Origin of the sequence: Halomonas sp. NCCP-2165, assembly GCF_023708045.1 — a bacterium.
GTDB lineage: Bacteria > Pseudomonadota > Gammaproteobacteria > Pseudomonadales > Halomonadaceae > Bisbaumannia > Bisbaumannia pacifica.
The window spans coordinates 1-23,846 of sequence record NZ_BRCY01000041.1; the positions used below are offsets into that span (position 1 = coordinate 1).

25 protein-coding genes are annotated in these 23,846 nt (G+C 67.9%); 14 read left to right on the forward strand and 11 right to left on the reverse strand.

What is annotated here, in order from left to right:
* From NFU04_RS15295 to tatC, 11 genes are all read left to right on the forward strand, one after another.
* A partial coding sequence (locus NFU04_RS15295) for an SPOR domain-containing protein (protein WP_251310284.1) occupies positions 1-376 on the forward strand: 376 nt, incomplete at its 5' end.
* 143 nt (positions 377-519) lie between these two features.
* Complete coding sequence (gene hslV, locus NFU04_RS15300; RefSeq protein WP_251310285.1) at positions 520-1,038, forward strand: ATP-dependent protease subunit HslV; 519 nt, start codon at positions 520-522, stop codon at positions 1,036-1,038.
* Between the two features lie 10 nt (positions 1,039-1,048).
* Positions 1,049-2,371, forward strand: coding sequence for an ATP-dependent protease ATPase subunit HslU (hslU, locus tag NFU04_RS15305; RefSeq protein ID WP_251310286.1), 1,323 nt, complete (start codon positions 1,049-1,051; stop codon positions 2,369-2,371).
* 197 nt (positions 2,372-2,568) lie between these two features.
* Complete coding sequence (locus NFU04_RS15310) at positions 2,569-2,952, forward strand: gamma-butyrobetaine hydroxylase family protein (RefSeq protein ID WP_251310287.1); 384 nt, start codon at positions 2,569-2,571, stop codon at positions 2,950-2,952.
* 114 nt (positions 2,953-3,066) lie between these two features.
* The gene (ubiE, locus tag NFU04_RS15315; protein WP_251310288.1) at positions 3,067-3,813 is read left to right on the forward strand and encodes a bifunctional demethylmenaquinone methyltransferase/2-methoxy-6-polyprenyl-1,4-benzoquinol methylase UbiE; all 747 of its coding nucleotides are present in this window, start codon (positions 3,067-3,069) and stop codon (positions 3,811-3,813) included.
* Between the two features lie 3 nt (positions 3,814-3,816).
* Positions 3,817-4,443 carry a ubiquinone biosynthesis accessory factor UbiJ gene (locus tag NFU04_RS15320; RefSeq protein ID WP_251310289.1) on the forward strand — a complete coding sequence of 209 codons (627 nt, stop codon included), beginning with the start codon at positions 3,817-3,819 and terminating at the stop codon, positions 4,441-4,443.
* Entirely contained in the window at positions 4,440-6,062 is a 1,623-nt protein-coding gene (gene ubiB, locus NFU04_RS15325; protein ID WP_251310290.1) for a ubiquinone biosynthesis regulatory protein kinase UbiB, read from the forward strand. Before NFU04_RS15320 ends, ubiB begins: the two co-directional genes overlap by 4 nt.
* 29 nt (positions 6,063-6,091) lie before the next feature.
* On the forward strand, positions 6,092-6,424 hold the full coding sequence (locus NFU04_RS15330; RefSeq protein WP_251310291.1) for a phosphoribosyl-ATP diphosphatase: 333 nt from the start codon (positions 6,092-6,094) through the stop codon (positions 6,422-6,424).
* Between the two features lie 49 nt (positions 6,425-6,473).
* Positions 6,474-6,728, forward strand: a complete 255-nt coding sequence (tatA, locus tag NFU04_RS15335; protein ID WP_251310292.1) for a Sec-independent protein translocase subunit TatA — start codon at positions 6,474-6,476, stop codon at positions 6,726-6,728.
* 6 nt (positions 6,729-6,734) lie between these two features.
* Positions 6,735-7,214 (forward strand): Sec-independent protein translocase protein TatB, encoded by a 480-nt coding sequence (gene tatB / locus NFU04_RS15340; protein WP_251310293.1) that lies wholly within the window; start codon positions 6,735-6,737, stop codon positions 7,212-7,214.
* Positions 7,211-8,023, forward strand: a complete 813-nt coding sequence (gene tatC / locus NFU04_RS15345) for a twin-arginine translocase subunit TatC (RefSeq protein ID WP_251310294.1) — start codon at positions 7,211-7,213, stop codon at positions 8,021-8,023. The genes tatB and tatC overlap by 4 nt, the downstream gene beginning before the upstream one ends.
* A gap of 109 nt (positions 8,024-8,132) precedes the next feature.
* On the opposite strand, the gene elbB is transcribed toward tatC, so the two are convergent.
* Positions 8,133-8,792, reverse strand: a complete 660-nt coding sequence (gene elbB, locus NFU04_RS15350) for an isoprenoid biosynthesis glyoxalase ElbB (RefSeq protein WP_251310295.1) — start codon at positions 8,790-8,792, stop codon at positions 8,133-8,135.
* A 242-nt stretch (positions 8,793-9,034) separates the two neighbouring features.
* On the opposite strand from elbB, the gene hemB reads away from it, so the two are divergent.
* Positions 9,035-10,036 carry a porphobilinogen synthase gene (gene hemB, locus NFU04_RS15355; protein WP_459382096.1) on the forward strand — a complete coding sequence of 334 codons (1,002 nt, stop codon included), beginning with the start codon at positions 9,035-9,037 and terminating at the stop codon, positions 10,034-10,036.
* Between the two features lie 39 nt (positions 10,037-10,075).
* On the forward strand, positions 10,076-12,271 hold the full coding sequence (ppk1, locus tag NFU04_RS15360; RefSeq protein ID WP_251310297.1) for a polyphosphate kinase 1: 2,196 nt from the start codon (positions 10,076-10,078) through the stop codon (positions 12,269-12,271).
* 256 nt (positions 12,272-12,527) lie between these two features.
* Here the strand turns inward: ppk1 and NFU04_RS15365 are convergent, their stop codons facing one another.
* From NFU04_RS15365 to rho, 8 genes are all read right to left on the reverse strand, one after another.
* Positions 12,528-13,040 (reverse strand): DUF3087 family protein, encoded by a 513-nt coding sequence (locus NFU04_RS15365; RefSeq protein WP_251310305.1) that lies wholly within the window; start codon positions 13,038-13,040, stop codon positions 12,528-12,530.
* A 66-nt stretch (positions 13,041-13,106) separates the two neighbouring features.
* Positions 13,107-14,168: a 3-deoxy-7-phosphoheptulonate synthase gene (locus NFU04_RS15370; RefSeq protein ID WP_251310298.1), complete on the reverse strand. Its 1,062-nt coding sequence runs from the start codon at positions 14,166-14,168 to the stop codon at positions 13,107-13,109.
* Positions 14,169-14,457: 289 nt separating this feature from the next.
* Positions 14,458-14,583 (reverse strand): hypothetical protein, encoded by a 126-nt coding sequence (locus NFU04_RS16425; RefSeq protein WP_285835165.1) that lies wholly within the window; start codon positions 14,581-14,583, stop codon positions 14,458-14,460.
* An 84-nt stretch (positions 14,584-14,667) separates the two neighbouring features.
* Complete coding sequence (locus NFU04_RS16430; protein ID WP_285835166.1) at positions 14,668-14,790, reverse strand: hypothetical protein; 123 nt, start codon at positions 14,788-14,790, stop codon at positions 14,668-14,670.
* Between the two features lie 60 nt (positions 14,791-14,850).
* Complete coding sequence (folM, locus tag NFU04_RS15375) at positions 14,851-15,564, reverse strand: dihydromonapterin reductase (RefSeq protein ID WP_251310299.1); 714 nt, start codon at positions 15,562-15,564, stop codon at positions 14,851-14,853.
* A complete protein-coding gene (locus tag NFU04_RS15380; RefSeq protein WP_251310300.1) occupies positions 15,561-16,322 on the reverse strand; it encodes an NAD(P)H-flavin reductase in 762 nt (253 codons plus the stop codon). The genes folM and NFU04_RS15380 overlap by 4 nt, the downstream gene beginning before the upstream one ends.
* Positions 16,319-17,815 (reverse strand): 4-hydroxy-3-polyprenylbenzoate decarboxylase, encoded by a 1,497-nt coding sequence (ubiD, locus tag NFU04_RS15385; protein ID WP_251310301.1) that lies wholly within the window; start codon positions 17,813-17,815, stop codon positions 16,319-16,321. Before ubiD ends, NFU04_RS15380 begins: the two co-directional genes overlap by 4 nt.
* A gap of 335 nt (positions 17,816-18,150) precedes the next feature.
* Positions 18,151-19,410 (reverse strand): transcription termination factor Rho, encoded by a 1,260-nt coding sequence (rho, locus tag NFU04_RS15390; RefSeq protein ID WP_146803937.1) that lies wholly within the window; start codon positions 19,408-19,410, stop codon positions 18,151-18,153.
* 435 nt (positions 19,411-19,845) lie between these two features.
* Here rho and ppx point away from each other — a divergent pair, with 435 nt between their 5' ends.
* Positions 19,846-21,354, forward strand: coding sequence for an exopolyphosphatase (ppx, locus tag NFU04_RS15395; RefSeq protein ID WP_251310302.1), 1,509 nt, complete (start codon positions 19,846-19,848; stop codon positions 21,352-21,354).
* On the opposite strand, the gene tilS is transcribed toward ppx, so the two are convergent.
* Positions 21,351-22,631: a tRNA lysidine(34) synthetase TilS gene (gene tilS / locus NFU04_RS15400; RefSeq protein WP_251310303.1), complete on the reverse strand. Its 1,281-nt coding sequence runs from the start codon at positions 22,629-22,631 to the stop codon at positions 21,351-21,353. The two genes, ppx and tilS, sit on opposite strands and share 4 nt — an antisense overlap.
* A 6-nt stretch (positions 22,632-22,637) precedes the next feature.
* Positions 22,638-23,591: an acetyl-CoA carboxylase carboxyl transferase subunit alpha gene (accA, locus tag NFU04_RS15405; RefSeq protein ID WP_251310304.1), complete on the reverse strand. Its 954-nt coding sequence runs from the start codon at positions 23,589-23,591 to the stop codon at positions 22,638-22,640.
* Positions 23,592-23,846: the final 255 nt, after the last annotated feature.

Sequence of the window (23,846 nt, forward strand, 5' to 3'; positions counted from 1 at the left end):
CCCCCAGCCCGAGGAGTCGCGCGCCCCCGCCAGCGAGCCGGCACCCGCCGACGAGGACCCCATCGCCCGGGTGATCGCCGCCAACCTGGCCGCCGACGAACAGGCCTCGAGCCCCGCCCCCACCGATGCCGGCACGCCCCATCGCTATATGCTCCAGGCCGCCTCCTTCCGCGAGGTCGACGACGCCCAGCGCCTGGCGGGACGGCTGCGGGACTTCGGCCTGGTGGCCCGCATCAGCGAGGTCGCGGGCAGCGACGGCAACGCCTGGCACCGGGTCCAGGTGGGCCCCTACGAGGACGCCCGGGAGCTCAATCGCGCCCAGGACCTGATGGTCACCCAGGGCATCGAGCCGCTGCTGATTCGCCTGCAGAACTGAGCCCGGAACGCGCTGGCAGCGCTCGGAGCGCTTGAATTCGGGCCCCATCGCCCACACCTCCCCTGAAAGCCTACACACGGCGCCCGGTCGGGCGCCGAAAGTCATCGGGAGCCCCGGCTCCCCGTTACGGAGTCACCCCCTCCATGACCACGATCGTATCCGTGCGCCGCGGTGACCAGGTGGCCCTGGCCGGCGATGGCCAGGTCTCCCTCGGCAACACCGTGATGAAGGGCAATGCCAGCAAGGTACGTCGCCTCTATCGCGGCCAGGTCCTGGCCGGCTTCGCCGGCGGCACCGCCGACGCCTTCACCCTCTTCGAGCGCTTCGAGGCCCAGCTCGAGAAACATCAGGGACACCTGACCAAGGCCGCCGTGGAACTGGCCAAGGACTGGCGCACCGACCGCGCCCTGCGCCGCCTGGAGGCCCTGCTCGCCGTGGCCGACAAGAGCGCCTCGCTGATCATTACCGGCAACGGCGACGTGGTGGAGCCGGAGCGCGGCATCATCGCCATCGGCTCCGGCGGCAACTTCGCCCTCGCCGCGGCCCGCGCCCTGCTCGAGAATACCGAGCTCGGCGCCCGGGAAATCACCGAGAAGTCCCTGGAGATCGCCGGCGACATCTGCGTCTTCACCAATCACCACGTCACTCTCGAAGAGCTCTGAGGCCGTCCCCATGACCCAGATGACCCCCCGCGAGATCGTCCACGCCCTGGACCAGTACATCATCGGCCAGCAGGACGCCAAGCGCGCCGTGGCCATCGCCCTGCGCAACCGCTGGCGGCGCATGCAGCTCGACGACGAGCTGCGCCCCGAGGTGACTCCCAAGAACATCCTGATGATCGGCCCCACCGGGGTGGGCAAGACCGAGATCGCCCGGCGCCTGGCCAAGCTGGCCAGGGCCCCCTTTATCAAGGTCGAGGCCACCAAGTTCACCGAGGTCGGCTATGTCGGCCGTGACGTGGAGTCGATCGTCCGCGATCTCACCGAGGCCGCCATCAAGCTGGTCCGCGAACAGGCCAAGGAAGAGGTCGGCCACCGCGCCGAGGACGCCGCCGAGGATCGCATCCTCGACGCCCTGCTGCCGCCGCCGCGGGGCCAGGAGGACGCCCCGCGCCAGGACAGCTCGACCCGCCAGGTCTTCCGCAAGAAGCTCCGCGAGGGACAGCTGGACGACAAGGAGATCGATATCCAGATCACGCCCCAGGCGCAGGGGGTGGATATCATGACCCCGCCGGGCATGGAGGAGATGACCCAGCAGTTGCAGGGACTCTTCGCCAACCTCGGCAAGCAGAAGACCGAGACCCAGCGGGTCAAGGTCAAGGACGCCTGGCAGCTGCTGCGCGACGAGGAGGCCGCCAAGCTGGTCAACGAGGAGGAGATCAAGAGCCGCGCCATCGAGGCGGTGGAGCAGCACGGCATCGTCTTCCTCGACGAGATCGACAAGGTTGCCAAGGGCAGCGGTCAGTCCAGCGGCGGCGAGGTCTCCCGGGAAGGCGTGCAGCGTGACCTGCTGCCGCTGATCGAGGGCTCCAGCGTCTCCACCAAGTACGGCATGGTGAAGACCGACCATATCCTCTTTATCGCCTCCGGCGCCTTCCACCTCGCCAAGCCCTCGGACCTGATCCCCGAGCTGCAGGGCCGCCTGCCGATCCGCGTCGAGCTCAACGCCCTGACCCCGGACGACTTCAAGCGCATCCTCACCGAACCCTCCGCGGCGCTGACCAAGCAGTACCAGGCGCTGCTGGCCACCGAGGGCCTGACGGTGGAGTTCACCCAGGACGGCATCGAGCGCATCGCCGAGATCGCCTGGCGGGTCAACGAAGGCACCGAGAACATCGGCGCCCGCCGCCTGCACACGGTGATGGAACGCCTGCTGGAGGAGGCCTCCTACCAGGGCGGCGATCTCCAGGGCCCGCTGGTCATCGACGCCGCCTATGTCGACTCCCAGCTCGGCGAGCTGGCCATGGACGAGGATCTGTCCCGTTACATTCTGTGAGGCCTGCGCCAATCAGCAAGTCCATTGGCTTCGATGCGAGAGCTGGAAGCTATAAGCTGTAAGCTTGAAGAAAAATCGGCCTGCAGCCGGGAGGGTTGGCCACACCACCGCCACAAGCGATTCACCACCTTCGCTTGCGGCGGCGGTGGGTCTCTTCCGGCTTCAAGCTTCCGGCTTCAAGCTCACCGGAGGTGCTTATGCCCGCCCCTGTTCCGACCCGAGTGCACTACCACAAGACGCACCGCGAGCTTGCCCTCGACTACGCCGACGGGCGCAGCTTCCGGCTGCCCATCGAGTACCTGCGGGTCTACTCCCCCTCCGCCGAGGTGCGCGGCCACGGCGGCGACGACGCCGTGCTGCAGGTCGGCAAGAAGGACGTGGGCCTGGCCAATATCACCCAGGCCGGCCGCTACGCCCTCAAGCTGCACTTCGACGACGGCCACGACAGCGGCCTCTACACCTGGGAATACCTGCTCGACCTGGCCGAGCACCAGGCCCGCTACTGGCGGGACTACCTGGAGCGCCTGGAGGCCGCCGGCGCCTCCCGGGAGCCCCTGGGCATCCAGATCAAGCAGCTCTAGGCTTCCCTTCGCCATGCGACCCCGCGGCGCAGACAAGGCCGCGCCAAGCCGGCTACAATAGCGCCTGCCGTGGCGATCCGCCGCAATCACTCGACTGCTCGCTAGGAAGGGTTCATGGACAAGCGCACCACCCACTTCGGCTTCCAGGATGTCCCCGTCGAGGAGAAGGCCTCCCGGGTCGCCGATGTCTTCCACTCGGTCGCCGCGCGCTACGACCTGATGAACGACCTGATGTCGCTGGGCATCCACCGCCTCTGGAAGCGCCTGACCATCGAGCGGGCCGGCGTGCGTCCCGGCCACCGGGTGCTGGATATCGCCGGCGGCACCGGCGACCTGACCCTCAGGTTCTCGCGCCTGGTGGGCCCCCGGGGCAAGGTGGTGCTGGCCGATATCAACGCCTCCATGCTCAACGTGGGCCGTGACAAGCTGCTCGACGGCGGCGTCGGCGGCAACGTCGAGTATGTCCAGGCCAACGCCGAGTGCCTGCCCTTCCCGGACAACAGCTTCGACTGCATCACCATCGCCTTCGGCCTGCGCAACGTCACCGACAAGGACGCCGCCCTGCGCTCCATGACCCGGGTGCTCAAGCCCGGCGGCCGCCTGCTGGTGCTGGAGTTCTCCAAGCCCCCCAGCGCCCTGCTCTCCAAGGTCTACGACGAATACTCCTTCCGCCTGCTGCCCAAGATGGGCGAGCTGGTGGCCAAGGACCCGGACAGCTACCGCTACCTGGCCGAGTCGATCCGCATGCACCCGGATCAGGAGACCCTCAAGGGCATGATGGAAACCGCGGGCCTCGAGCGGGTCGAATACACCAACCTCACCGGCGGCATCGTCGCCCTGCACCGCGGGATCAAGCTCTGACCCATGCTGCTGGCCGCCCTCGAATCCACGCTTAACGCCCTGCTGGCCCGGGACCCCGCGGCCCCGGGGCGCCTCGCCCGCCTGAATGGCGGTCGCCTGCTGCTGCGCCTGGAGCGCCCCGCCCTGGCGCTGCTGGTGCATTTCCATGACCGAGGCCTGATGCTGCTGCGGGCCGAGGCATGCGAGGAGCATGACGCCGATGCCATCGTCGAGCTGGATGCCGAGACCCTCGGCACCCTGCTCGGCGGCGAATCCGTCGAGCGGCTGATGTTCCAGGGCAAGCTGGCGGTACGCGGCCGCGTGTCACTGCTGGAGCAGGCCCGCGACCTGCTGCTCGACCTCGACCTGGACTGGGAGGCGGAGCTGGCCGACTGGCTAGGCGACGTGCCGGCCCATAGCCTCGCCGAGGGGCTCCGCCGCCTGACCCGCTGGGGCCTGCGCAGCCATCACGAGCTGCGCAGCGACCTCAGCGAATACCTCAGCGAAGAGATCCGCCTGCTGCCGGCGCGACGCCAGCTGGAGGTGTTGCGCGACCACCTCACCGACCTGGAAGTGGCCGCCGATCGCCTCGAGGCGCGACTGGCCCGCCTGCGACGCCTGGCCCAGGCCCTCGAGGAGCCCGGCCCATGACCCTGCGCCTGGTACGCATCTTCTGGGTGGTCACCCGCTACCGCCTGGACACCCTGATTCCCCTCGACCGCCTGCCCCTGCCGCTGCGCCTGCTGTTGCTGCTCTCGCCGCTGCGCCTGGTCCCCATCGGCCCGCGCGCGCGCAGCGAACGCCTGCGCCTGGCCCTGGAGGCCCTGGGCCCGATCTTCGTCAAGTTCGGCCAGATGCTCTCCACCCGCCGCGACCTGCTGCCCGCGGATATCGCCGACGAGCTGCGCCGCCTCCAGGACCAGGTGCCGCCCTTCCCCGGCGAGGCCGCGGTGGCACGAGTCGAGGAAGAGCTGGAAATGGGCCTGACCGAGGCCTTCGCCCGCTTCGACAGCACCCCCCTGGCCTCCGCCTCCATCGCCCAGGTGCATGCCGCCACCCTGCACAGCGGCGAGGCCGTGGTGGTCAAGATCATCCGCCCCGGCATCGAACGGGTGATGCGCCAGGACATGGCGCTGCTCTACCGGGTGGCACGGCTGCTCACCCTGGTCCCCGAGGCGCGGCGCCTGCGTCCCGTGGAGGTGGTCCGCGACTACGAGGCGACCCTCTTCGACGAGCTCGACCTGCACAAGGAGGCCGCCAACACCTCCCAGCTCAAGCGCAACTTCAAGCAGTCGCCGCTGCTCTACGTGCCGGCCATCCACTGGCCGCTGACCCGCCGCGGGGTCATGGTCCAGGAGCGCATTCACGGCACCCCGGTGGCCGACCTGGCGGCCCTGGAGGCCCGGGGCACCGACCTCAAGAAGCTCGCCGAGCGGGGCGTGGAGATCTTCTTCACCCAGGTCTTCCGCGACAACTTCTTTCACGCCGACATGCACCCGGGGAATATCTTCGTCGCCGAGGACAAGCCCCAGGATCCCCAGTACATCGCCATCGACTGCGGCATCGTCGGCAGCCTGACCCGCGAGGACCAGGACTACCTGGCCCGCAACCTGCTGGCCTTCTTCCACCAGGACTACTATGAGGTGGCGGCCCTGCATATCGAGTCGGGCTGGGTCGGCGAGGGCACCCGGGCCAACGAGTTCGCCGCCGCCATCCGCGCGGTGTGCGAGCCGATCCTCGAGAAGCCCCTCAAGGACATCTCCTTCGGCCAGGTGCTGCTGGGGCTCTTCCAGACCGCCCGACGCTTCAATATGGAGGTCCAGCCGCAACTGGTGCTGCTGCAGAAGACCCTGCTCAATATCGAGGGCCTGGGGCGCCAGCTCTATCCGGACCTGGACCTGTGGAGCACCGCCAAGCCCTACCTGGAGCGCTGGATGAAGGAGCGCGCCGGCCCCCGCGGCTTCCTGGAGTCGCTCAAGCGCCAGGCACCGGAACTGACCCGGCAGTTGCCGGAGCTGCCGGTACTGGCCCACCAGGCCCTGACCCAGGTGGAGGCGGAGCGCCAGCAGCGCCGCCGCCAGAGCGATGCCCTGGCCGGCATGCGCCGCCATCTCAAGCATGCCGCCCGGGGCGCCCGCCGCCTGCGCTTCGGCGTACTGCTGCTGGCCCTGGCCCTGGCCTGGCAGCCGCTGCTGGCCTGGGCCGGGCAGCAGCCCTGGCCGGTGCTTGCCGCCGCGGCGCTGGGCGCCCTGCTGCTGGCCTGGCACTGATTCCGACCCTTGACCCTGGAGTGTCATCGATGAGCGATATCCTCGAACGACTCGAAGCGGTGCTGGACGAGCGCCGCCATGCCGACCCCCAGAGCTCCTATGTGGCCTCGCTGCATCACAAGGGGCTCAACAAGATCCTCGAGAAGGTCGGCGAGGAGGCCACCGAAGCCCTGCTCGCCGCCAAGGACGCCGAGGCCGGCGGCGAGGCCGAGCGCCACGCCCTGGTCGCCGAAACCGCCGACCTGTGGTTTCATAGCCTGGTGATGCTATCGCATCTCGATATCTCGCATCGGGCGGTGCTGGAGGAGCTGGCACGCCGCTTCGGCATGTCCGGGCTGGACGAGAAGGCCGCCCGGCAATGACAATGCGGGTCAGGCTCCCGACGAGCCGGCCCCCTGAAGGAGAGACACTATGTTAGGCGGTATCAGTATCTGGCAGCTGCTCATCGTACTCGGCATTATCATCCTGATCTTCGGCACCAAGAAGCTGCGCAACGTGGGCACCGACCTGGGCGGCGCCGTCAAGGGCTTCAAGAGCGCCATGAACGAGGAAGAGAAGAAGAAAGAAGAAGAGGCCGGCCAGGCCCAGGTGCGCCACGATGACCAGGGCAACACCTATGACGTCAAGGCCGAGCAGAAGTCCGAGGAATCGGAAGAGCGCAAGTAGACCGCCATGTTCGATATCGGCTTCCTCGAGCTGCTGCTGATCGGCGTGGTGGGCCTGTTGGTGCTGGGCCCCGAACGCCTGCCCAAGGCCGCCCGCACCCTGGGTCTGTGGATCGGCAAGATCAAGCGTACCGTCTCCGGCATGCAACGCGAGATCAGTGCCCAACTGGAGGCGGAGGAACTGCGCCAGAAGCTCAACGAGCAGCAGAAGAAGCTCGACGAGAGCCTGAATCAGGCCCGGCGCGGCGTCGAAGGCGTGGCCGAACCGACCCGCCCCTCTGCCGCCTCGTCCTCCTCGAAGCCCCCGGCAGAAGGCGACCCGGCCTCGCCCCCCGGGGAGGGCGAGCGTCGGGAGGGGAGCGGCCCCCTGGAGCGCCTGGATGATGCCCTGGCGCGCAAGGGCGGCCGCGCCAGTGCCGCCGAGGAGACGCCCGCCGCCCCCCAGGACAGTGCCACCTCCCGCGCCAAGGATTCCTCCGCCCCATGAGCCAGACTCCCGACCCCAAGGACCTCGCCCAGGCCCCGCTGATCGAACACCTGATCGAGCTGCGTTCGCGGCTGATGCGGGCGGTGCTGGCGATCCTGGTGATCTTCCTCGGCCTCTACGCCTTCTCCAACGACATCTATACCTTCGTGGCCCAGCCGTTGATGGCGCTATTGCCGGAAGGCTCCCAGATGATCGCCACCGAGGTGGCTTCGCCCTTCCTCGCCCCCTTCAAGCTGACCCTGGTGGTGGCGGTCTTCGCCGCCATTCCCTATGTGCTGCACCAGGCCTGGGCCTTCGTCGCCCCGGGCCTCTACGACAACGAGAAGGCCCTGGCCATACCGCTGCTGGCCTCCAGCGTGCTGCTCTTCTACGCCGGCGCCGCCTTCGCCTATTACGTGGTCTTTCCGCTGCTGTTCCAGTTCTTTACCCAGACCGGGCCGGATGGCGTGACGGTGATGACCGATATCAACGCCTACCTCAACTTCGTCCTCAAGCTGTTCTTCGCCTTCGGGGTGGCCTTCGAGATCCCCATCGCCACCTTCCTGCTGATCGCCTCCGGCGCCACCACGGTGGAGAGCCTGTCCAAGAAGCGCCCCTATATCTTCCTCGGCTGCTTCGTGATCGGCATGCTGCTGACACCTCCGGACGTGATCTCCCAGAGCCTGCTGGCGGTGCCCATGTACCTGCTCTACGAGGTGGGCCTGCTGTTCGGTCGCCTGGCCCGCCAGCGACGCGCCAGGTCGGAAGCCGAGGCCGCCGACGAAGCGAGCGAGAAGTCGGGCGAAAGCACCGGCGACGACCGCTCCTAAGGCACTTGTCACCATAAAAACACCGCCGCCGCGGGTTGCCACGGCGGCGGTGTTTTATTGCCAACCAACCGCCTGGACTCCAGGCAAGGAAGGCGAGCGATTTCGCCGGTTAGGCCATCAGCTCGTCCAGCTTGTCCACCAGCTTGAAGATGCCCTCCCCCGCCTCGCTGATGCGACTGGCCAGCATATAGGCCGGGGTGGTCACCACCCGGTTCTCGTGGTCGACGACGATATCGTCCACCGCGCAGCTGCGATGCAGGCCGCCCATGCTGCTGATGGCACCGGCCACCCCCGGGTCGTTGCCGATGGTCACGGCGATGCCACTGCCCAGCAGCTTGGGCACCAGCACCGGGGCGATGCACATCAGGCCGATGGGCTTGCGCGCCTCATGGAAGGGCACCACGGCGTCGCGCAGCTGCGCCAGCACCTCCATGTCGGAGCCGGCCAGGGCGAAGTCGCAGAGGTTCTTGGCCACCCCGAAGCCACCCGGCAGCACCAGGCCGTCGAAGGCCTCGGCATCGAGCTCGGCCAGGGGGCTGACCTCGCCCCGGGCCAGGCGCGCGGCCTCCACCAGGACGTTGCGGGTCTCGCCCTCCGGCGCCTCGCCGCGGTAATGATCGATCACCTCCCGTTGGGCGATATCCGGGGCGAAACAGCGATACTCGATGCCTCGCTGATCCAGGCGCAGCAGGGTCAGGGTCGTCTCGTAGATCTCGGCGCCGTCCTGAACGCCGCACCCGGCCAGAATCACCGCTACCTTCTTGGTCATCTTCGACTCCTCGCATTCGGCCCGCCCCGCGGGCCCCAGGGAAACAGTGGAGACCTTACTCTAGAGGCTCGCTCGGGGTGCGACAAGCGGCGCCTGCCGAGGTTCGGGCCGCCCTGATATACTGCCTTCCCATGCCCCCCCGGGGCCCATCGATCCCTCCCGCCGCTGTCACCGAACTGTCATCGCCATGGGCGATAGTCGGACGACGGGGCGGCCTCGACCGGAGAATGACCTTGAGCCTGATGACGTCTCGCCAGTTCCCCGCGGCGCGCCTGCGGCGCATGCGCAAGGATGACTTCTCGCGCCGCCTGATGCGTGAAAACGTGCTGACCCCCGCCGACCTGATCTGGCCGGTCTTCGTGCTGGAAGGCGAGAACCGCCGCGAGGCGGTGCCCTCCATGCCGGGGGTCGAGCGGCTATCCCTGGACCTGCTGATCGAGGAGGCCAGGGAGGCGCATGGGCTGGGCATTCCCGCCCTGGCGCTCTTTCCGGTGGTGGATGCCGAGCTGAAGAGCGAGCTGGCCGAGGAGTCCTATAACGCCTCGGGCCTGGTACAACGCAGCGTGCGCGCCCTCAAGGCCGCCGTGCCGGGACTGGGCATCATCACCGACGTGGCCCTCGACCCCTACACCAGCCATGGGCAGGACGGCATTCTCGACGCGGACGGCTATGTCCACAACGACCGCACCGTGGAGACCCTGCTCAAGCAGGCCCTCTCCCACGCCGAGGCCGGCGCCGACGTGGTGGCCCCCTCGGACATGATGGATGGTCGCATCGGCGCCATTCGCCAGGTGCTGGAGCAGGAGCAGTTGGTCAATACGCGGATCATGGCCTATAGCGCCAAGTACGCGTCCAACTACTACGGTCCCTTCCGGGATGCCGTGGGCTCCGCCGCCAACCTGGGCCGTGCCGACAAGACCACCTATCAGATGGATCCGGCCAACGGCGACGAGGCCCTCCACGAGGTGGCCCTCGACCTGGCCGAGGGCGCCGACATGGTGATGATCAAGCCCGGCATGCCCTACCTGGACGTGGTGCGCCGGGTCAAGGAGGAGCTCCGGGTCCCGACCTTCGCCTATCAGGTGAGCGGGGAGTACGCCATGCATATGGCGGCCTTCGACAACGGCTGGCTGGATGCCGACCGGGTGATCCTGGAGTCACTGCTCTGCTTCAAGCGCGCCGGCGCCGATGGGGTGCTGACCTACTTCGCCAAGCGGGCGGCGCGACTGCTCAACAACGCCTGATGACGGGGCCGGGCTCCGTCATCACCCGAGGAGACACGGATGACGACGCTGCACGGCCCTCAAACCTCGCCTAGCACCCAGGCTCCCCAGCGCGGGGAGCCCACCGGGGAACTGCGCCTCAACCGCCACCGTCCCGGCATCAAGGCCAAGCCGCTGCCGGCCCCGGAGGCGGCCCTGGACGACCCGGCCCTGTATATCAACCGCGAGCTTTCCCACCTGGAGTTCAATATCCGGGTCCTGGAGCAGGCCCTGGATCCGGCGCACCCGCTGCTGGATCGCCTGCGCTTCCTGCTGATCTTCTCCTTCAATCTGGATGAGTTCTTCGAGATTCGCGTCGCCGGCTTCAAGCACAGCCTGGCCCTGGGCCGCGACGAGAGTGGCGCCGACGGCCTGCCGGTGCCCCAGCTACTCACCGAGATCTCGCGCCTGGCCCATGAGCAGGTGGAGCGCCAGTACCGCATCCTCAACGAACTGCTGCTGCCGGCCCTGGAGGAGGAAGGCATCCGCTTCCGGCGCCGGGAGGCCTGGAGCGACGAACAGTCGGCCTGGATCAGGGAATATTTCGAGTCGCGCATCCAGCCGGTGATCAGCCCCATCGGTCTCGACCCGTCCCACCCCTTCCCGCGGCTGGTCAACAAGAGCCTCAACTTTATCGTCGAGCTGGAGGGCAAGGACGCCTTCGGCCGCGAGGGGGGCCTGGCCATCCTCCCCGCACCACGCTCGCTGCCGCGCCTGATCGGCCTGCCCGAATCGCTCTGCGCGGAGGGCATCAAGGAGTATGTCTTCCTCTCCTCGATGATCCACGCCCATGCCGGCGAGGTCTTCCCCGGCATGCGGGTCAAGGGCTGCTACCAGTTCCGCCTGACCCGCAATGCCGACCTCTCCGTGGACCCGGAGGCGGTCTCCGACCTGGCCTCGGCACTGCGCGGCGAGCTGCTGGCCAGGCGCTACGGCAGCGGCGTGCGCCTGGAGGTGGCCGACAACTGCCCGGGGGAGCTGGCCGACTTCCTGCTCAAGCAGTTCGAGCTGGAGGAGAGCGACCTCTACCGGGTCAACGGCCCGGTCAACCTGACCCGCATGATGGCGGTGATCGACGACGTGGCGCGTCCCGAGCTGGTCTACCGCCCCTTCACCCCGGGCCTGCCCAAGGCGCTGAGCCGGGGCGGCAGCCTCTTCGATGCCATCGCCGGCGGCGATATCCTGCTCCATCACCCCTTCCAGTCCTTCGCCCCGGTGGAGGACCTGCTGGCGGAGGCGGCCCGGGACCCGGAGGTGCTGGCCATCAAGCAGACCCTCTATCGCACCGGCGCCGACTCGCCGATCGTCGGCGCCCTGGTGGAGGCGGCCCGGGGCGGCAAGGAGGTCACGGTGGTGATCGAGCTGCGGGCGCGCTTCGACGAGGCGGACAATCTGGCCCTGGCGGCCAAGCTGCAGGAGGCCGGGGCCATCGTCATCTACGGGGTGATGGCCTACAAGACCCACGCCAAGCTGCTGCATATCGTGCGCCGCGAACGGGGCGGGCTGCGCTACTATGCCCACCTGGGCACCGGCAACTATCACACCAAGACGGCACGCCTCTACACCGACTACAGCCTGTTCACCGCCGACCCGGTGCTCTGCGAGGACGTCTTCCAGCTCTTCCAGCAGCTCTCGGGGATGGGCAAGCAGCGACGCATCGAGGCCCTGCTGCATGCCCCCTTCACCCTCCACGAGGGGCTGGTGGCGATGATCGACCGGGAGGCGGAGCACGCCCGTCAGGGGCGCCGCGCCCACCTGATCATCAAGTGCAACTCGCTGACCGAGCCCAAGCTGATCCGCGCCCTCTATCGGGCCTCCAAGGCGGGGGTGGAGTGCGACCTGATCATCCGCGGCCAGTGCTGCCTGCGCCCGGGGGTGCCGGGCATCTCGGAGAACATTCGCGTGCGCTCCATCGTCGGCCGCTTCCTGGAGCATACCCGGGTCTTCTATTTCCATAACGACGGTCAGGGCGAGGTCTGGGGCTCCAGCGCCGACTTCATGACCCGCAACATGTTCCACCGGGTGGAGACCTGCTTCCCGCTGCGCGACAAGAAACTGGCCGCCAGGATACGCAAGGACCTGGAGACCTATCTGGTGGATAACTGCCAGAGTTGGCTGCTGCAGCCCGACGGCAGCTACCTCAAGCAGCACCCCGGCGAGGCGGCACCGATCAGCGCCCAGGAGACCCTGCTCTACGCCTATGCCGCCAAGGCATAGCAAAGGCGCAGGGTATTCGGTACCGCCACACTCCGCTCAGCGGGACAAGCCGGGCAGGCCGGCGCAGCGACGTCGCCAGGACGCTGACGAGAAGCGAGCGACTAGCGGGGATCGACAGGGATGTCGTATCTAGGGCCGGCGAGAGGGACCTCGGTCCGGCCCGACGCGTCAGTCGCGAGCGTAGCGTCAGGGTTTCGTCCTGGAGAGGAGCGAGCCGGCAAGCCCGCGGCTACGTGGGATATTGCTAGCCGCTTAGTCAGGACTTTTTAAAGGCCTGCAGGTCCTGAGGGTCGAAGCCCTCCACGCGCTCCGGCAGGCCGCGCTCGGCGCGGTGCTGGCGTACTTTCAAGCGCTCCGCCAGGAGCTCGCCGTCGTCGTCCAGGGTGCGGCCGTTGAGCTCCGCGAGCTGGGCCATGCCCTGGTGGTAGAAGGTCAGCAGATGCAGCGCCGAGTTGTTGCCCTGCTCCACCGCCTCGCGCAGCGCGCCCAGGTAACCGCTGACCTGGGAGAGACTCCCCTTGAGCTGCCACACATAGCGCACCTCGCTCATCCAGGGCCGCTCCTTGAGGGCGGCGAAGATCAGGCTGGTGGCGACCAGCCCCAGCAGCACGCCCAGGGCATTGAGCCAGATGCTGGAGCCGAAGGCATACACCAGCAACTGGGAGAAGAGCAGCCCGAAGACCAGCAGCTGGCCCGCCATGGCCAGGCTGATCAGGCGCGCCTTGCGGCGATAGGTCTCGGGGTCATGGGTCTCGAAGCGGAACATCATCGGCATAAGGTCCTGGGCATCACGGGATGGCTGGCGATTATCCCGTGATACCGCCCGCGGGTAAATTCAGCGCAGCCGCCGAGCCGCCAATTGCAGCAGATGCTCGGTGCTCTCCCAGCCCAGGCAGGCATCGGTCACCGAGACACCGTAGCGTAATGCCCCGGGCTTGAGCGGCTGCTTGCCCTCGTGGAGATGGCTCTCGAGCATCACCCCACACAGCGCCGTCTCGCCGGCCAGGCGCTGGGCCAGCACCTCCAGCAGCACCTCGCCCTGACGGCGATGATCCTTGCGCGAGTTGGCGTGGCTGCAATCCACCATCAGCCGCGGAGTCAGCCCCGCCTCGCTCAGCGCCCGGCGCGCCTTGGCCACGTGAGGCGCCTGATAGTTGGGCTCACCGTGGCCGCCGCGCAGCACCAGATGGGTATGGGCGTTTCCCGGGGTGGTACGCATCACCGGCTGCCCCTCGGCGCCGAGGGCGAAGTGATGGTGGGAACGGGCGGCGGCCTGGATGGCGTCGATGGCCACCTGGGTGCCGCCGTCGGTGCCGTTCTTGAAGCCCACGACGGCGCCCAGGCCGCTGGCCAGCTCGCGATGGATCTGCGATTCGGTGGTACGGGCGCCGATGGCGGCCCAGGCCAGCAGGTCCTCCAGGTAGGGGGCGATCATCGGCTGCAGCAGCTCGGTGGCCACCGGCAGGCCCAGGTCGACGATCTCGCGCATCAGCTCCCGGGAGAGCGCCAGCCCCCGGGGCATGTCGTCGCTGCCGTCCAGGTGCGGATCATAGGCCAGGCCCTTCCAGCCCACCGTGGTGCGGGGCTTCTCCACATAGACCCGCATCACCACCAGCAGACGATCGGCGACGGCCTCGGCCAGTGGCACCAGGCGCCGGGCGTACTCCAGGGCCGCCTTGGGGTCATGGATGGAGCAGGGCCCCACCACCACCAGCAGGCGATCGTCACGCCCCTCGAGGATGGCCTGGATGGCCTCGCGCTGGGCGGCGACACGGGCCCGCTGGTCGGCATCCAGGGGCAGGCGCTGGCGTAGCTGGGCGGGACTCGGCAGGGGCCGTTCGAGCGACTCGGTCATGGGGGCCTGGGGTTGCTCGGCAAGGGCAAGGTGGGCATTCATCGTAATGGACTCCGGTCATGGCATCGGTTGGCGTGGCCACCCAGAATCACCCGGCCGGAGGTGGCAGCTGATGCCGACCGAGCGCCGCTAAATCGCCAGCCACCATAACCGTAATAGGCCAGGGAGGCGGGGCGAAGGGCGGCGTAGGGATCGCGGTCGAACATCGGCTGACTCCTGTCAGTTGGCTGTCTATGTGGTTCCCAGAACGCAGAACCCCCGGGCGGGGTTGCCGTCCGGGGGTTCGATTCGCTGGCGGCAACCCTCTGCGGGGCGCGCCTGGTGGCTGGGCTCAGCGCCCGGCCACCGGCACGCCGGCGCTAAACCAATAGCCATAACCGCGCCAGCCGGCGCCCAGCACGCACTCGCCGCCGGAGGCGGTGAGAGACAGCGGGGCAGGCAGGCTACGGTGGGGCATCGGGGGCTCCGTCGCGAATGGGAATCTTCGTTACATCCTACACGGCCCAGGCCGCTTGGCAACCCCCGGCCGGGGCACGGCCCATTAGCCGAAGAGGCGTACCAGGGCCATGGTGCCGGGCAGCGCCGTCATGCCGAGGAAGACCACCAGGCCGATGACGACCAGCAACACGCCGGTATCGTCCTTGAAATTGGGATCATGAGCCATCGTCTTGCTCCTTGAATCAACGAATGTGTCTTCAGTCTAGCCGCCCCGAGGAGGCGGCCCTCAACGCAGGTGACGACCGCCATCCACCGGCAGGGTCACCCCGGTCACGTAGCGATTATCGAGCAGATAGCGCAGGCTCTGATAGATCACCCCGGGCCCCGGAACCATCCCCATCGCCGACTTGGCCCTGGCCTTCTCGGCATAGGCCGCGTCGTCCCCCTCATTGAGCATGATCAAGGCCGGGGCGATGGCATTGACCTGGATCCGCGGGGCATACAGGGCGGCGAACGACAGGGTCAGGTTATCGAGGCCGGCCTTGCTCGCGGCATAGGCGGCATGCTTCTTCGAGCCCTTGCGCACCACATAGTCGGTCATATGCACGATATCCCGCTGGGGCTCGCTGCACGCCTCCAGCAGTTCGCGGCAATGTAGATTGATTAGATAGGGCGCCTGCATATGCACCCGGAACAGCCGTTCGAAGTTGGCCCCCGCCTCGTCCCCGGCGGTGTCCGGCGCCCAGTCGCTGGCGTTATGCACGATGGCGCGCAGCGACCTCGTCTCGGCCTTGAGGCGGGCGATAAAGTCGAGGATGCCCGCCTCGCTGGCGAAATCCGCCGCCAGGGTCACCACGCCGCGGCGACGCAGCTCGTCGAGCTCCGGGCGCTCGCGGCGATAGCTGATGATCACCGGGTGACCATCGTCGAGCAGGCGCTCGGCGCAGTGGCGCCCCAGGCGTTGGGCGCCGCCGGTGATCAATACCGGCGAGGCACTCACGACGAGGCCTCGCGGCTCGGCAGCAGCGGCTCCCGGGGGGCATAGGCGAAGACATCGGAGAAGACTCGCGGCGCCTCCAGCCCCAGGGGTGCCAAGGCGTCCAGGCAGGCATAGACCATGCCCGGCGAGCCGGAGAGGTAGACGTCGTGACCGGCCACCGAGCCCAGGCCCTGACGCAGGGCGGCGTCGATGCGGCCCACATGGGCCTGGATGCGCTCGCCGTCGAAGGGCTCCTCCGGCGCCACCTCCATCACCCCGTGAAAACGGAAGTGGGGATAGTGCTCGGCCCACTCCCGAGCCAGGCTCTCCAGGTAGAGATCACGACGCTCGCGCACCGCCCACCATAGCTGGATGGGGCGCTCGTGGGCCGCGAAGGCCGCCTCCAGGATGGCCTTCATCTGGGCGAAGCCGGTGCCGGCGGCGATCAGCGTCAGGGGACGCCGGCTGTCGCGGTCGAGGACACAATCGCCACTGGGAAGCCGCAGGGTCAACTGGGCGGCGTGCTGCATCATCTCGCGCAGTCGCGCCGAGTTGCTGCGCTCCGGCCAGTGCTGGATATGCAGCTCCAGGATGCCGTCATCGACATGGGCGTTGGCGATGGAGAAAGGCACCCAGGTGTCCTCTTCCAGCTGCAGCTCCAGGTACTGCCCCGGGGCATGGGACAGCGCCTCGGGCCGCCCCTCCAGGGTCACGCGGAAAACGTCGGGGGTGAGATCCTCTACCGCCGCGACATGGCAGGTTACTGTCCTGGCCGTCATGATGTCCTCTTGTGGTTGGTCGCCGGCAGTTCGATGCCCAGCTCGTCCCAGCGGGCGTCGACCCGGGCCTTGATGGCTTCATCCATCACGATGGGGGTGCCCCACTCGCGGTCGGTCTCGCCGGGCCATTTGTTGGTGGCATCCATGCCCATCTTGGAGCCGAGCCCCGCCACCGGCGAGGCGAAATCCAGGTAGTCGATGGGGGTGTTTTCTACCAGCAGGGTATCCCGGGCCGGGTCCATGCGGGTGGTGATGGCCCAGATCACGTCTTCCCAGTCGCGGGCGTCCACGTCGTCGTCCAGCACGATCACGAACTTGGTGTACATGAACTGGCGCAGGAAGCTCCACACCCCCATCATCACCCGCTTGGCATGACCCGGATACTGCTTCTTCATGGTCACCACCGCCATGCGGTAGGAGCAGCCCTCCGGGGGCAGGTAGAAGTCGACGATCTCCGGGAACTGCTTGCGCAGGATGGGCACGAAGACCTCGTTGAGGGCCAGCCCCAGGATCGCCGGTTCGTCCGGCGGACGCCCGGTGTAGGTGGAGTGGTAGATGGCGTCGCGGCGCATCGTCATGCGGGTCACGGTGAAGACCGGGAAGGATTCCACCTCGTTGTAGTAGCCGGTGTGATCGCCATAGGGGCCCTCCGGGGCCATGTCCTCGGGATAAATAAAGCCCTCGAGGATGATCTCGGCGGAGGCCGGCACCTGCAGGTCGGCGTGGCCGCACTTGACCAGCTCGGTGCGCGAGCCACGCAACAGCCCGGCGAAGGCGTACTCGGAGAGGCTATCCGGCACCGGGGTCACGGCCCCCAGGATGGTGGCCGGGTCGGCGCCGAGCGCCACCGCCACCGGGAAGGGCTCGCCGGGGTGGGCCTGCTGGAACTCCTGGAAATCCAGGGCCCCGCCGCGATGGGAGAGCCAGCGCATGATCAACCGGTTGCGGCCGAGCTTCTGCTGGCGATAGATCCCCAGGTTCTGGCGCTTCTTGTGGGGCCCCTTGGTGACCACCAGGGCCCAGGTGACCAGGGGCGCGGCATCGCCGGGCCAGCAGTGCTGGATGGGCAGCCGATCCAGGTCGACGGCATCCCCCTCCAGTACCACTTCCTGCACCGGGGCCTTGCCGACCACCTTGGGGCCCATGCTCAGTACCTGCTTGAAGATCGGCAGCTTCTCCCAGGCGTCCTTGAGCCCCTTGGGCGGGTCCGGCTCCTTGAGGTAGGCGAGCAGCTTGCCCACCTCGCCGAGCGCCGCCACGGAGTCCTCCCCCATGCCCAGCGCCACCCGGCGCGGAGTGCCGAAGAGGTTGCCCAGCAGCGGCATGTCGTGGCCCTTGACGTTCTCGAACAGCAGCGCCGGGCCGCCGGCCCGCAGGGTGCGATCGCAGATCTCGGTGACCTCCAGGTAGGGATCCACCTCGGCGCCGATCCGCTGCAACTCGCCCTGGGCCTCCAGGGCCGCGATAAAGTCCCGCAAATCCTTGTATTTCACAGGGTTATTCCCTATGGCTAAACGGCAAAGGGGCAGCATAACATGCTGCCCCTGGGCGTTACTGCTGATTCTATCGAGTCAGGGCCGCCATATGGCCGTGACCAAGCCCCGGGGCTTTGCTGGGGACAGGCACTCCGCAAAGACGCTGTAGACCCTTCCCTGGGCGCTCGACTTTTTCCTGCGGCGCTCTCGCATCCTGCTCCGCTTGCAGGGCCGGGGTACGCCATCCCTGGCCTACCCGTTCGGAGACATGCTCCTCACCCCTGAAAAAGACGCTTTGCTCCGACCTGTCCCCAGCGCCCCTCAGCGCCTGCCTTTGTATCGCCCCGCGCCGGTTAACGCCGCTTCATGGCCTCGAAGAACTCCAGGTTCGTCTTGGTATCCTTCAGGCGGTCGATCAGGAACTCGGTGGCCGCCACGTCCTCCATGGGATTGAGCAGTTTGCGCAGGATCCACATGCGCTGCATCTCGTCCTCGGAGGCCAGCAGGTCCTCGCGACGGGTGCCGGAGCGGCGGATATTGATGGCCGGGTAGACGCGACGCTCGGCGAGCTTGCGGTCCAGATGGGCCTCCATGTTACCGGTGCCCTTGAACTCCTCGAAGATCACCTCGTCCATCTTGGAGCCGGTATCCACCAGCGCCGTGGCGATAATGGTCAGGCTGCCGCCCTCCTCGATGTTCCGCGCCGCGCCGAAGAAGCGCTTGGGCTTCTCCAGGGCATGGGCATCGACACCGCCGGTGAGCACCTTGCCGGAGCTGGGCACCACGGTGTTGTAGGCCCGCGCCAATCGGGTGATGGAGTCGAGCAGGATCACCACGTCCTTCTTGTGCTCCACCAGGCGCTTGGCCTTCTCGATGACCATCTCGGCGACCTGGACGTGACGCGCCGGCGGCTCATCGAAGGTGGATGCCACCACCTCGCCGCGCACCGTACGCGACATCTCGGTGACCTCCTCGGGCCGCTCGTCGATCAGCAGCACGATCAGGTGACACTCGGGATTGTTGCGGGTAATGGACGTCGCGATATTCTGCAGCATCAACGTCTTACCGGCCTTGGGCGGCGAGACGATCAGGCCACGCTGGCCCTTGCCGATGGGCGCGGTCAGGTCGATGATCCGCGCGGTAAGATCCTCGGTGGAGCCGTTGCCGATCTCCATGCGCAGCCGCTCCTGGGGGAACAGCGGCGTGAGGTTCTCGAAGAGAATCTTGTGCTTGGCGTTCTCCGGCTTGTCGAAGTTGATCTGGCTGACCTTGAGCAGGGCGAAGTAGCGCTCACCCTCCTTGGGGGGCCGGATCTTGCCGGAGATGGAGTCGCCCTTGCGCAGGTTGAAGCGACGAATCTGCGACGGCGACACATAGATGTCGTCGGGGCCGGCCAGGTAGGAGCTGTCGGCGCTGCGCAGGAAGCCGAAACCGTCCTGCAGGATCTCCAGCACGCCATCGCCGTAGATATCCTCGCCGCTCTTGGCGTGCTTCTTGAGGATGGCGAAGATGATGTCCTGCTTGCGCGACCGGGCCAGGTTATCGATGCCCATCTCGCGGGCGATATCCAGCAGCTCGGGGACGGTCTTTTGCTTGAGTTCGGTAAGGTTCATGGGTTCGTTCAGAAATTGCTCGTGTCAGCGTGACGGCAAGGCGCCGGGAATCGACAGGAGGCGGTGACGATGCGCCGCGTATGATGCGTTCAGGGCCCTGGGGCGTCCACTCGTTGGATAGGCTCGATCGACAAGGCCCGAAAGCCAGGAACGATCACGGGGTCGAGGGAGGCGCTGTGCGGTTCATGATGGGTTGTCGAACGCCTGATTCAGCGGCTCATGCTGGCGAGGCGCAACATCATGAACGGGGAAGCAGCGGGCTGTCTGACGACTTGGAAGCTTGACCGGGCGCGGACGCCACTCAGGGTCGGGAAGCATTCGGAACAGGCGAACGCCTCGATGGTAGTCAAGCTCACCGGCAAACGCAAGTATCGGCAATTGACAAGGTCCGTGAGGCGCCGCACCCTTGAGCCGAACCGCATGCAAGGACCTCCCATGAGCAGGACGCCCTCCGCCCCCCGGCGACTCGCCGCCATCGATCTCGGCTCCAACAGCTTCCATCTGCTGGTGGCCAATTACCACCAGGATCATCTGCAGGTCGTGGCGCGTCTCGGCGAAAAGGTGCAGCTGGCGGCCGGCCTGGATGCCAGCGGTCACCTCAGCGAGGAGGCCATGGAACGGGCCCTGGCCTGCCTGGCTCGCTTCGCTCCCTTTCTCGAGGAGACGCCCAAGTCGCAGTTGCGGGTGGTGGGTACCAATGCCCTGCGCGCCGCCCATAACAGCCAGGCGTTTATCCGCCGCGCCGAGGCCCTGCTGGGCCACCCCATCGAGATCGTCGCCGGTCGCGAGGAGGCACGCCTGATCTACCTGGGCGCCGCCCACGCCCTGGCCGAGGTGCACGGCCGGCGTTTGATCGTCGATATCGGCGGCGGCTCCACCGAGTTCATTATCGGCGAGGACTTCGCGCCCCTGGCGCTGGAGAGCCTGCATATGGGCTGCGTCAGTTATACCAGCCGTTTCTTCCCCGACGGCGAACTCAGCGACAAGCGCATGCGGCGGGCGGAGCTGGCCGCCCTCTCGGAACTGGCCAATATCCGTCGCCACTATCGCAAGCTGGGCTGGGCCGACCCGGTGGGCTCCAGCGGCACCATCAAGGCCGCCGCCGCGGTGCTGGCGGCCAGCGGCGACTGTCCCGACGGCCTGATCACCCGCCAGGGGCTGGCGACCCTGCGCCAGCGGCTGCTGCGTTGCAAGCGCCTCGACAAGGTCGCCATGGAGGGGCTCAAGGCGGATCGCGCCGCGGTCTTTCCCGCCGGCATCGCCATCCTCAATGCCGTCTTCGAGGCCTTCGGGCTCGAGGAGATGCGTTTCACCGATGGCGCCCTTCGCGAAGGGGTGCTCTACGACCTGGTGGGACGCCATACCACCGAGGACTCGCGGCTGCCGACCCTCACCGACCTGCGGGAGCGCTATCGCATCGATGCCCAGCAGGCCGACAATGTCACCGCCTGCGCGCGGCGCCTGCTGGAGCAGTTGCATGATGACTGGGCCTTTACCACCGAACAGGCCGAGTTCCTCGGCTGGGCGGCCCAGCTCCACGAGATCGGCCTGGCCGTCTCCCATAGCCAGTTCCACCGCCACGGCGCCTATCTGCTGGCTCATGGGGACCTGCCCGGCTTCTCCCGCCCCGAACAGCAGGCCCTGGCCTTCCTGGTCCGCGCCCATCGCCGCAAGTTTCCGGCCAAGGAGCTGGCCCTGTTGCCGGAGGCGCTGCAGGGCGACTACGCGCGCCTGGCACGGCTACTGCGCCTGGCGGTGCTGCTCAATCACTCGCGACCGGAATCCCCCCCCCAGGACTTCCAGCTGAGCGCCGACGGGGAGGCCCTGACCCTGAGGCTGGGCAGCCAGCTGGAGGAGCAAGCCCTGCTCAGCAATGACCTGGAACAGGAAGTCGCCTACCAGGAGAGCGCCGGCTTCGCCCTGACGATAGCGCCCTCGAGTTAAGCGGCGCCCGGGTCCCGCCACCCTTCGGCCACCGCCAGCCAGCGTGCCGCGGCGCCCTCCAGTACCGCCACCGGCTCCCCCGCCGCCCAGACCACCAGAAGCCGCTGCCGCCGCCAGGGCGGCAGCCCCCATTCCTGAAGCAGCCGCTTGAGGTCGCGACGCCCGCGGCCGGCCAGGCGCAGTCGTTCACCGCCGCGGCGGGGCCGCACCAGCAGCGCCGGTGTCTCGCCCCCCTCCCTTTCCAGGGTGAGCGTCAGCGGCCCCCAGGGGCCGGGCAACGGTGAGGCCCCCGTCCATTGCCGGGACCAGTCACCCGCCAAGGGATGTTGCGGCGCCAGCAGATAGAGGTCGCCCCGCCACAGCCGCGCCTCGGCCCCGGGCCAGTCGACCCGAACCTCGGCATCGCGTCGCGCCGCCAGTTGCGCCAGCAGGCTCTCCAGGCGGGCCGCCGGCGGTAGCGGTAGCGCCAGTCGTTCGCAGGCATGGCGAACCAGCAGGCGCTGACGGGGCCGCGACAGGGCGGCCAGCGCCGCCGCCGGCAGCCGTGCCGGATCAGCGCCCAGGGCCGCCAGTTGCTCGGCGGCCAGCTCCCCGAGCAGGGCATCCGCCTCACCGGCCCGGGCCGCGGCGCGCGCCAGCCGTGCCGCGGCGCCGGGCCAGCGGGCCTCGAGCCGCGGCATCACCGCATGGCGCAGGTAGTTGCGATCCTGATGGGTCTCGGCGTTGCTGGGATCCTCCACCCAGCTCAGCCCCAGCCCCTCGGCGGCCCGGCGCAGTTCGGCCCGGGAGACGCCCAGCAGGGGGCGCCGCAGGTCTCGGCCTCGCCAGTCGCGGCTCGCCGGCATCGCCGCCAGGCCGCGCACCCCGCCGCCGCGCAGGGCCGCCAGCAGCAGGGTCTCGGCCTGATCGTCGCGATGCTGGGCCAGCCATAGGGTCTCGCCGGGGGCGACCCGGGCGGCGAAGGCGCCGTAGCGGGCCTCCCGGGCGGCCCCCTCCAGCCCCAGGCCATGCTCCGCCTCGACGCTGACCCGCTCGACGAACAGCGGCACCCCCAGTCGCGAACAGAGGCGACGGCAGTGGGCCTCGAAGCCATCGGCGGCGGCCTGCAGGCCGTGGTGCACATGCAGGGCATGGAGGGGGCGGGGATAACGGCGACAGGCCCGGGCCACCAGGCTCAGCAGCAGGCAGGAGTCGAGGCCGCCGGAGAGGGCCACCCAAACGACACGCCCCGGCGGGGTCTCCGCCAGGGCGTCATCGATCAGGGCTTGCAGGGACATGGCAGATTACGCCGGGGCTCCATAACTCATCAGCCGCTGATACCGCCGCTCCAGCAGCGCCTCGGTATCCAGGGCCTGGAGCCGGTCGAGGCTGTCGAGCAGCGCGTCCTTGACCCGCGAGGCGGTGGTGATCGGGTGGCGATGGGCGCCGCCCAGGGGCTCCTTGATCAGGGTATCGACGAAGCCCAGCTCGTTGAGGCGCTCGGCGGTGATACCCATGGCCTGGGCCGCATCGGAGGCGCGCTCGGCGCTCTTCCAGAGGATGGAGGCACAGCCCTCGGGGGAGATCACCGAGTAGGTGGCATACTGCAGCATGGCCAGCTCGTCGCAGACGCCGATGGCCAGGGCCCCGCCGGAGCCGCCCTCGCCCACCACGGTGGAGAGGATCGGCGTCTTGAGCCGCGACATCACCGCCAGGTTATAGGCGATGGCCTCGGACTGGCCGCGCTCCTCGGCGTCGATGCCCGGGTAGGCCCCCGGGGTATCGATAAAGGTCAGCACCGGCATCTTGAAGCGCTCGGCCATCTCCATCAGGCGGCATGCCTTGCGGTAGCCTTCCGGACGCGGCATGCCGAAGTTGCGGCGTACCTTCTCCTTGACGTCGCGGCCCTTCTGGTGGCCGATCACCATCACCGGCTTGTCGTCGAGGCGGGCGATGCCGCCGACGATGGCGGCATCGTCGGCGAAGTGACGATCGCCATGCAGCTCGTCGAAATCGGTGAAGACGTGCTCCAGGTAGTCCAGGGTGTAGGGACGCTGGGGGTGACGCGACAGCTGGGAGACCTGCCAGGGGGTGAGATCCTTGAAGATCGACTCGGTGAGCTTCTTGCTCTTCTCTTCGAGCTTGGCGATCTCGTCGTTGATATTGATCTTGCTGTCATTGCCGACCAGGCGAAGCTCCTCGATCTTCGCCTGCAACTCGGCAATGGGCTGTTCGAAATCAAGATAGTTGGGGTTCATAGGCTCGGCTTGGTTGGCACCGGCCAGTGCGGCCGCCGCGGTCAACGGAAATTGTCGCAAGATAGCCTGGCATTATCGCAGCTTGTATGTGAGGCGCAAGGCACCCCTGCCACTTCCCCAACGCGGTCTAGGTGTGATCTCTCGGTAGGTTGTTCATCCGGAGCCGACCCGGAAAACTGGGGGTGCGAACCAAACCAACCTCCAGGAGGCCCGGATGAACACCCATAAGAATGCCCGTCTCACTCCTCATGGTCG

What these genes read in the sequence shown, in the direction of transcription:
- hslV (WP_251310285.1), top strand. Translation starts at nt 520, where the DNA reads ATGACCACGATCGTATCCGTGCGCCGCGGTGACCAGGTGGCCCTGGCC.
- hslU (WP_251310286.1), top strand. Translation starts at nt 1,049, where the DNA reads ATGACCCAGATGACCCCCCGCGAGATCGTCCACGCCCTGGACCAGTAC.
- NFU04_RS15310 (WP_251310287.1), top strand. Translation starts at nt 2,569, where the DNA reads ATGCCCGCCCCTGTTCCGACCCGAGTGCACTACCACAAGACGCACCGC.
- ubiE (WP_251310288.1), top strand. Translation starts at nt 3,067, where the DNA reads ATGGACAAGCGCACCACCCACTTCGGCTTCCAGGATGTCCCCGTCGAG.
- NFU04_RS15320 (WP_251310289.1), top strand. Translation starts at nt 3,817, where the DNA reads ATGCTGCTGGCCGCCCTCGAATCCACGCTTAACGCCCTGCTGGCCCGG.
- ubiB (WP_251310290.1), top strand. Translation starts at nt 4,440, where the DNA reads ATGACCCTGCGCCTGGTACGCATCTTCTGGGTGGTCACCCGCTACCGC.
- NFU04_RS15330 (WP_251310291.1), top strand. Translation starts at nt 6,092, where the DNA reads ATGAGCGATATCCTCGAACGACTCGAAGCGGTGCTGGACGAGCGCCGC.
- tatA (WP_251310292.1), top strand. Translation starts at nt 6,474, where the DNA reads ATGTTAGGCGGTATCAGTATCTGGCAGCTGCTCATCGTACTCGGCATT.
- tatB (WP_251310293.1), top strand. Translation starts at nt 6,735, where the DNA reads ATGTTCGATATCGGCTTCCTCGAGCTGCTGCTGATCGGCGTGGTGGGC.
- tatC (WP_251310294.1), top strand. Translation starts at nt 7,211, where the DNA reads ATGAGCCAGACTCCCGACCCCAAGGACCTCGCCCAGGCCCCGCTGATC.
- elbB (WP_251310295.1), bottom strand. Translation starts at nt 8,792, where the DNA reads ATGACCAAGAAGGTAGCGGTGATTCTGGCCGGGTGCGGCGTTCAGGAC.
- hemB (WP_459382096.1), top strand. Translation starts at nt 9,035, where the DNA reads ATGACGTCTCGCCAGTTCCCCGCGGCGCGCCTGCGGCGCATGCGCAAG.
- ppk1 (WP_251310297.1), top strand. Translation starts at nt 10,076, where the DNA reads ATGACGACGCTGCACGGCCCTCAAACCTCGCCTAGCACCCAGGCTCCC.
- NFU04_RS15365 (WP_251310305.1), bottom strand. Translation starts at nt 13,040, where the DNA reads ATGATGTTCCGCTTCGAGACCCATGACCCCGAGACCTATCGCCGCAAG.
- NFU04_RS15370 (WP_251310298.1), bottom strand. Translation starts at nt 14,168, where the DNA reads ATGAATGCCCACCTTGCCCTTGCCGAGCAACCCCAGGCCCCCATGACC.
- NFU04_RS16425 (WP_285835165.1), bottom strand. Translation starts at nt 14,583, where the DNA reads ATGCCCCACCGTAGCCTGCCTGCCCCGCTGTCTCTCACCGCCTCCGGC.
- NFU04_RS16430 (WP_285835166.1), bottom strand. Translation starts at nt 14,790, where the DNA reads ATGGCTCATGATCCCAATTTCAAGGACGATACCGGCGTGTTGCTGGTC.
- NFU04_RS15380 (WP_251310300.1), bottom strand. Translation starts at nt 16,322, where the DNA reads ATGACGGCCAGGACAGTAACCTGCCATGTCGCGGCGGTAGAGGATCTC.
- rho (WP_146803937.1), bottom strand. Translation starts at nt 19,410, where the DNA reads ATGAACCTTACCGAACTCAAGCAAAAGACCGTCCCCGAGCTGCTGGAT.
- ppx (WP_251310302.1), top strand. Translation starts at nt 19,846, where the DNA reads ATGAGCAGGACGCCCTCCGCCCCCCGGCGACTCGCCGCCATCGATCTC.
- tilS (WP_251310303.1), bottom strand. Translation starts at nt 22,631, where the DNA reads ATGTCCCTGCAAGCCCTGATCGATGACGCCCTGGCGGAGACCCCGCCG.
- accA (WP_251310304.1), bottom strand. Translation starts at nt 23,591, where the DNA reads ATGAACCCCAACTATCTTGATTTCGAACAGCCCATTGCCGAGTTGCAG.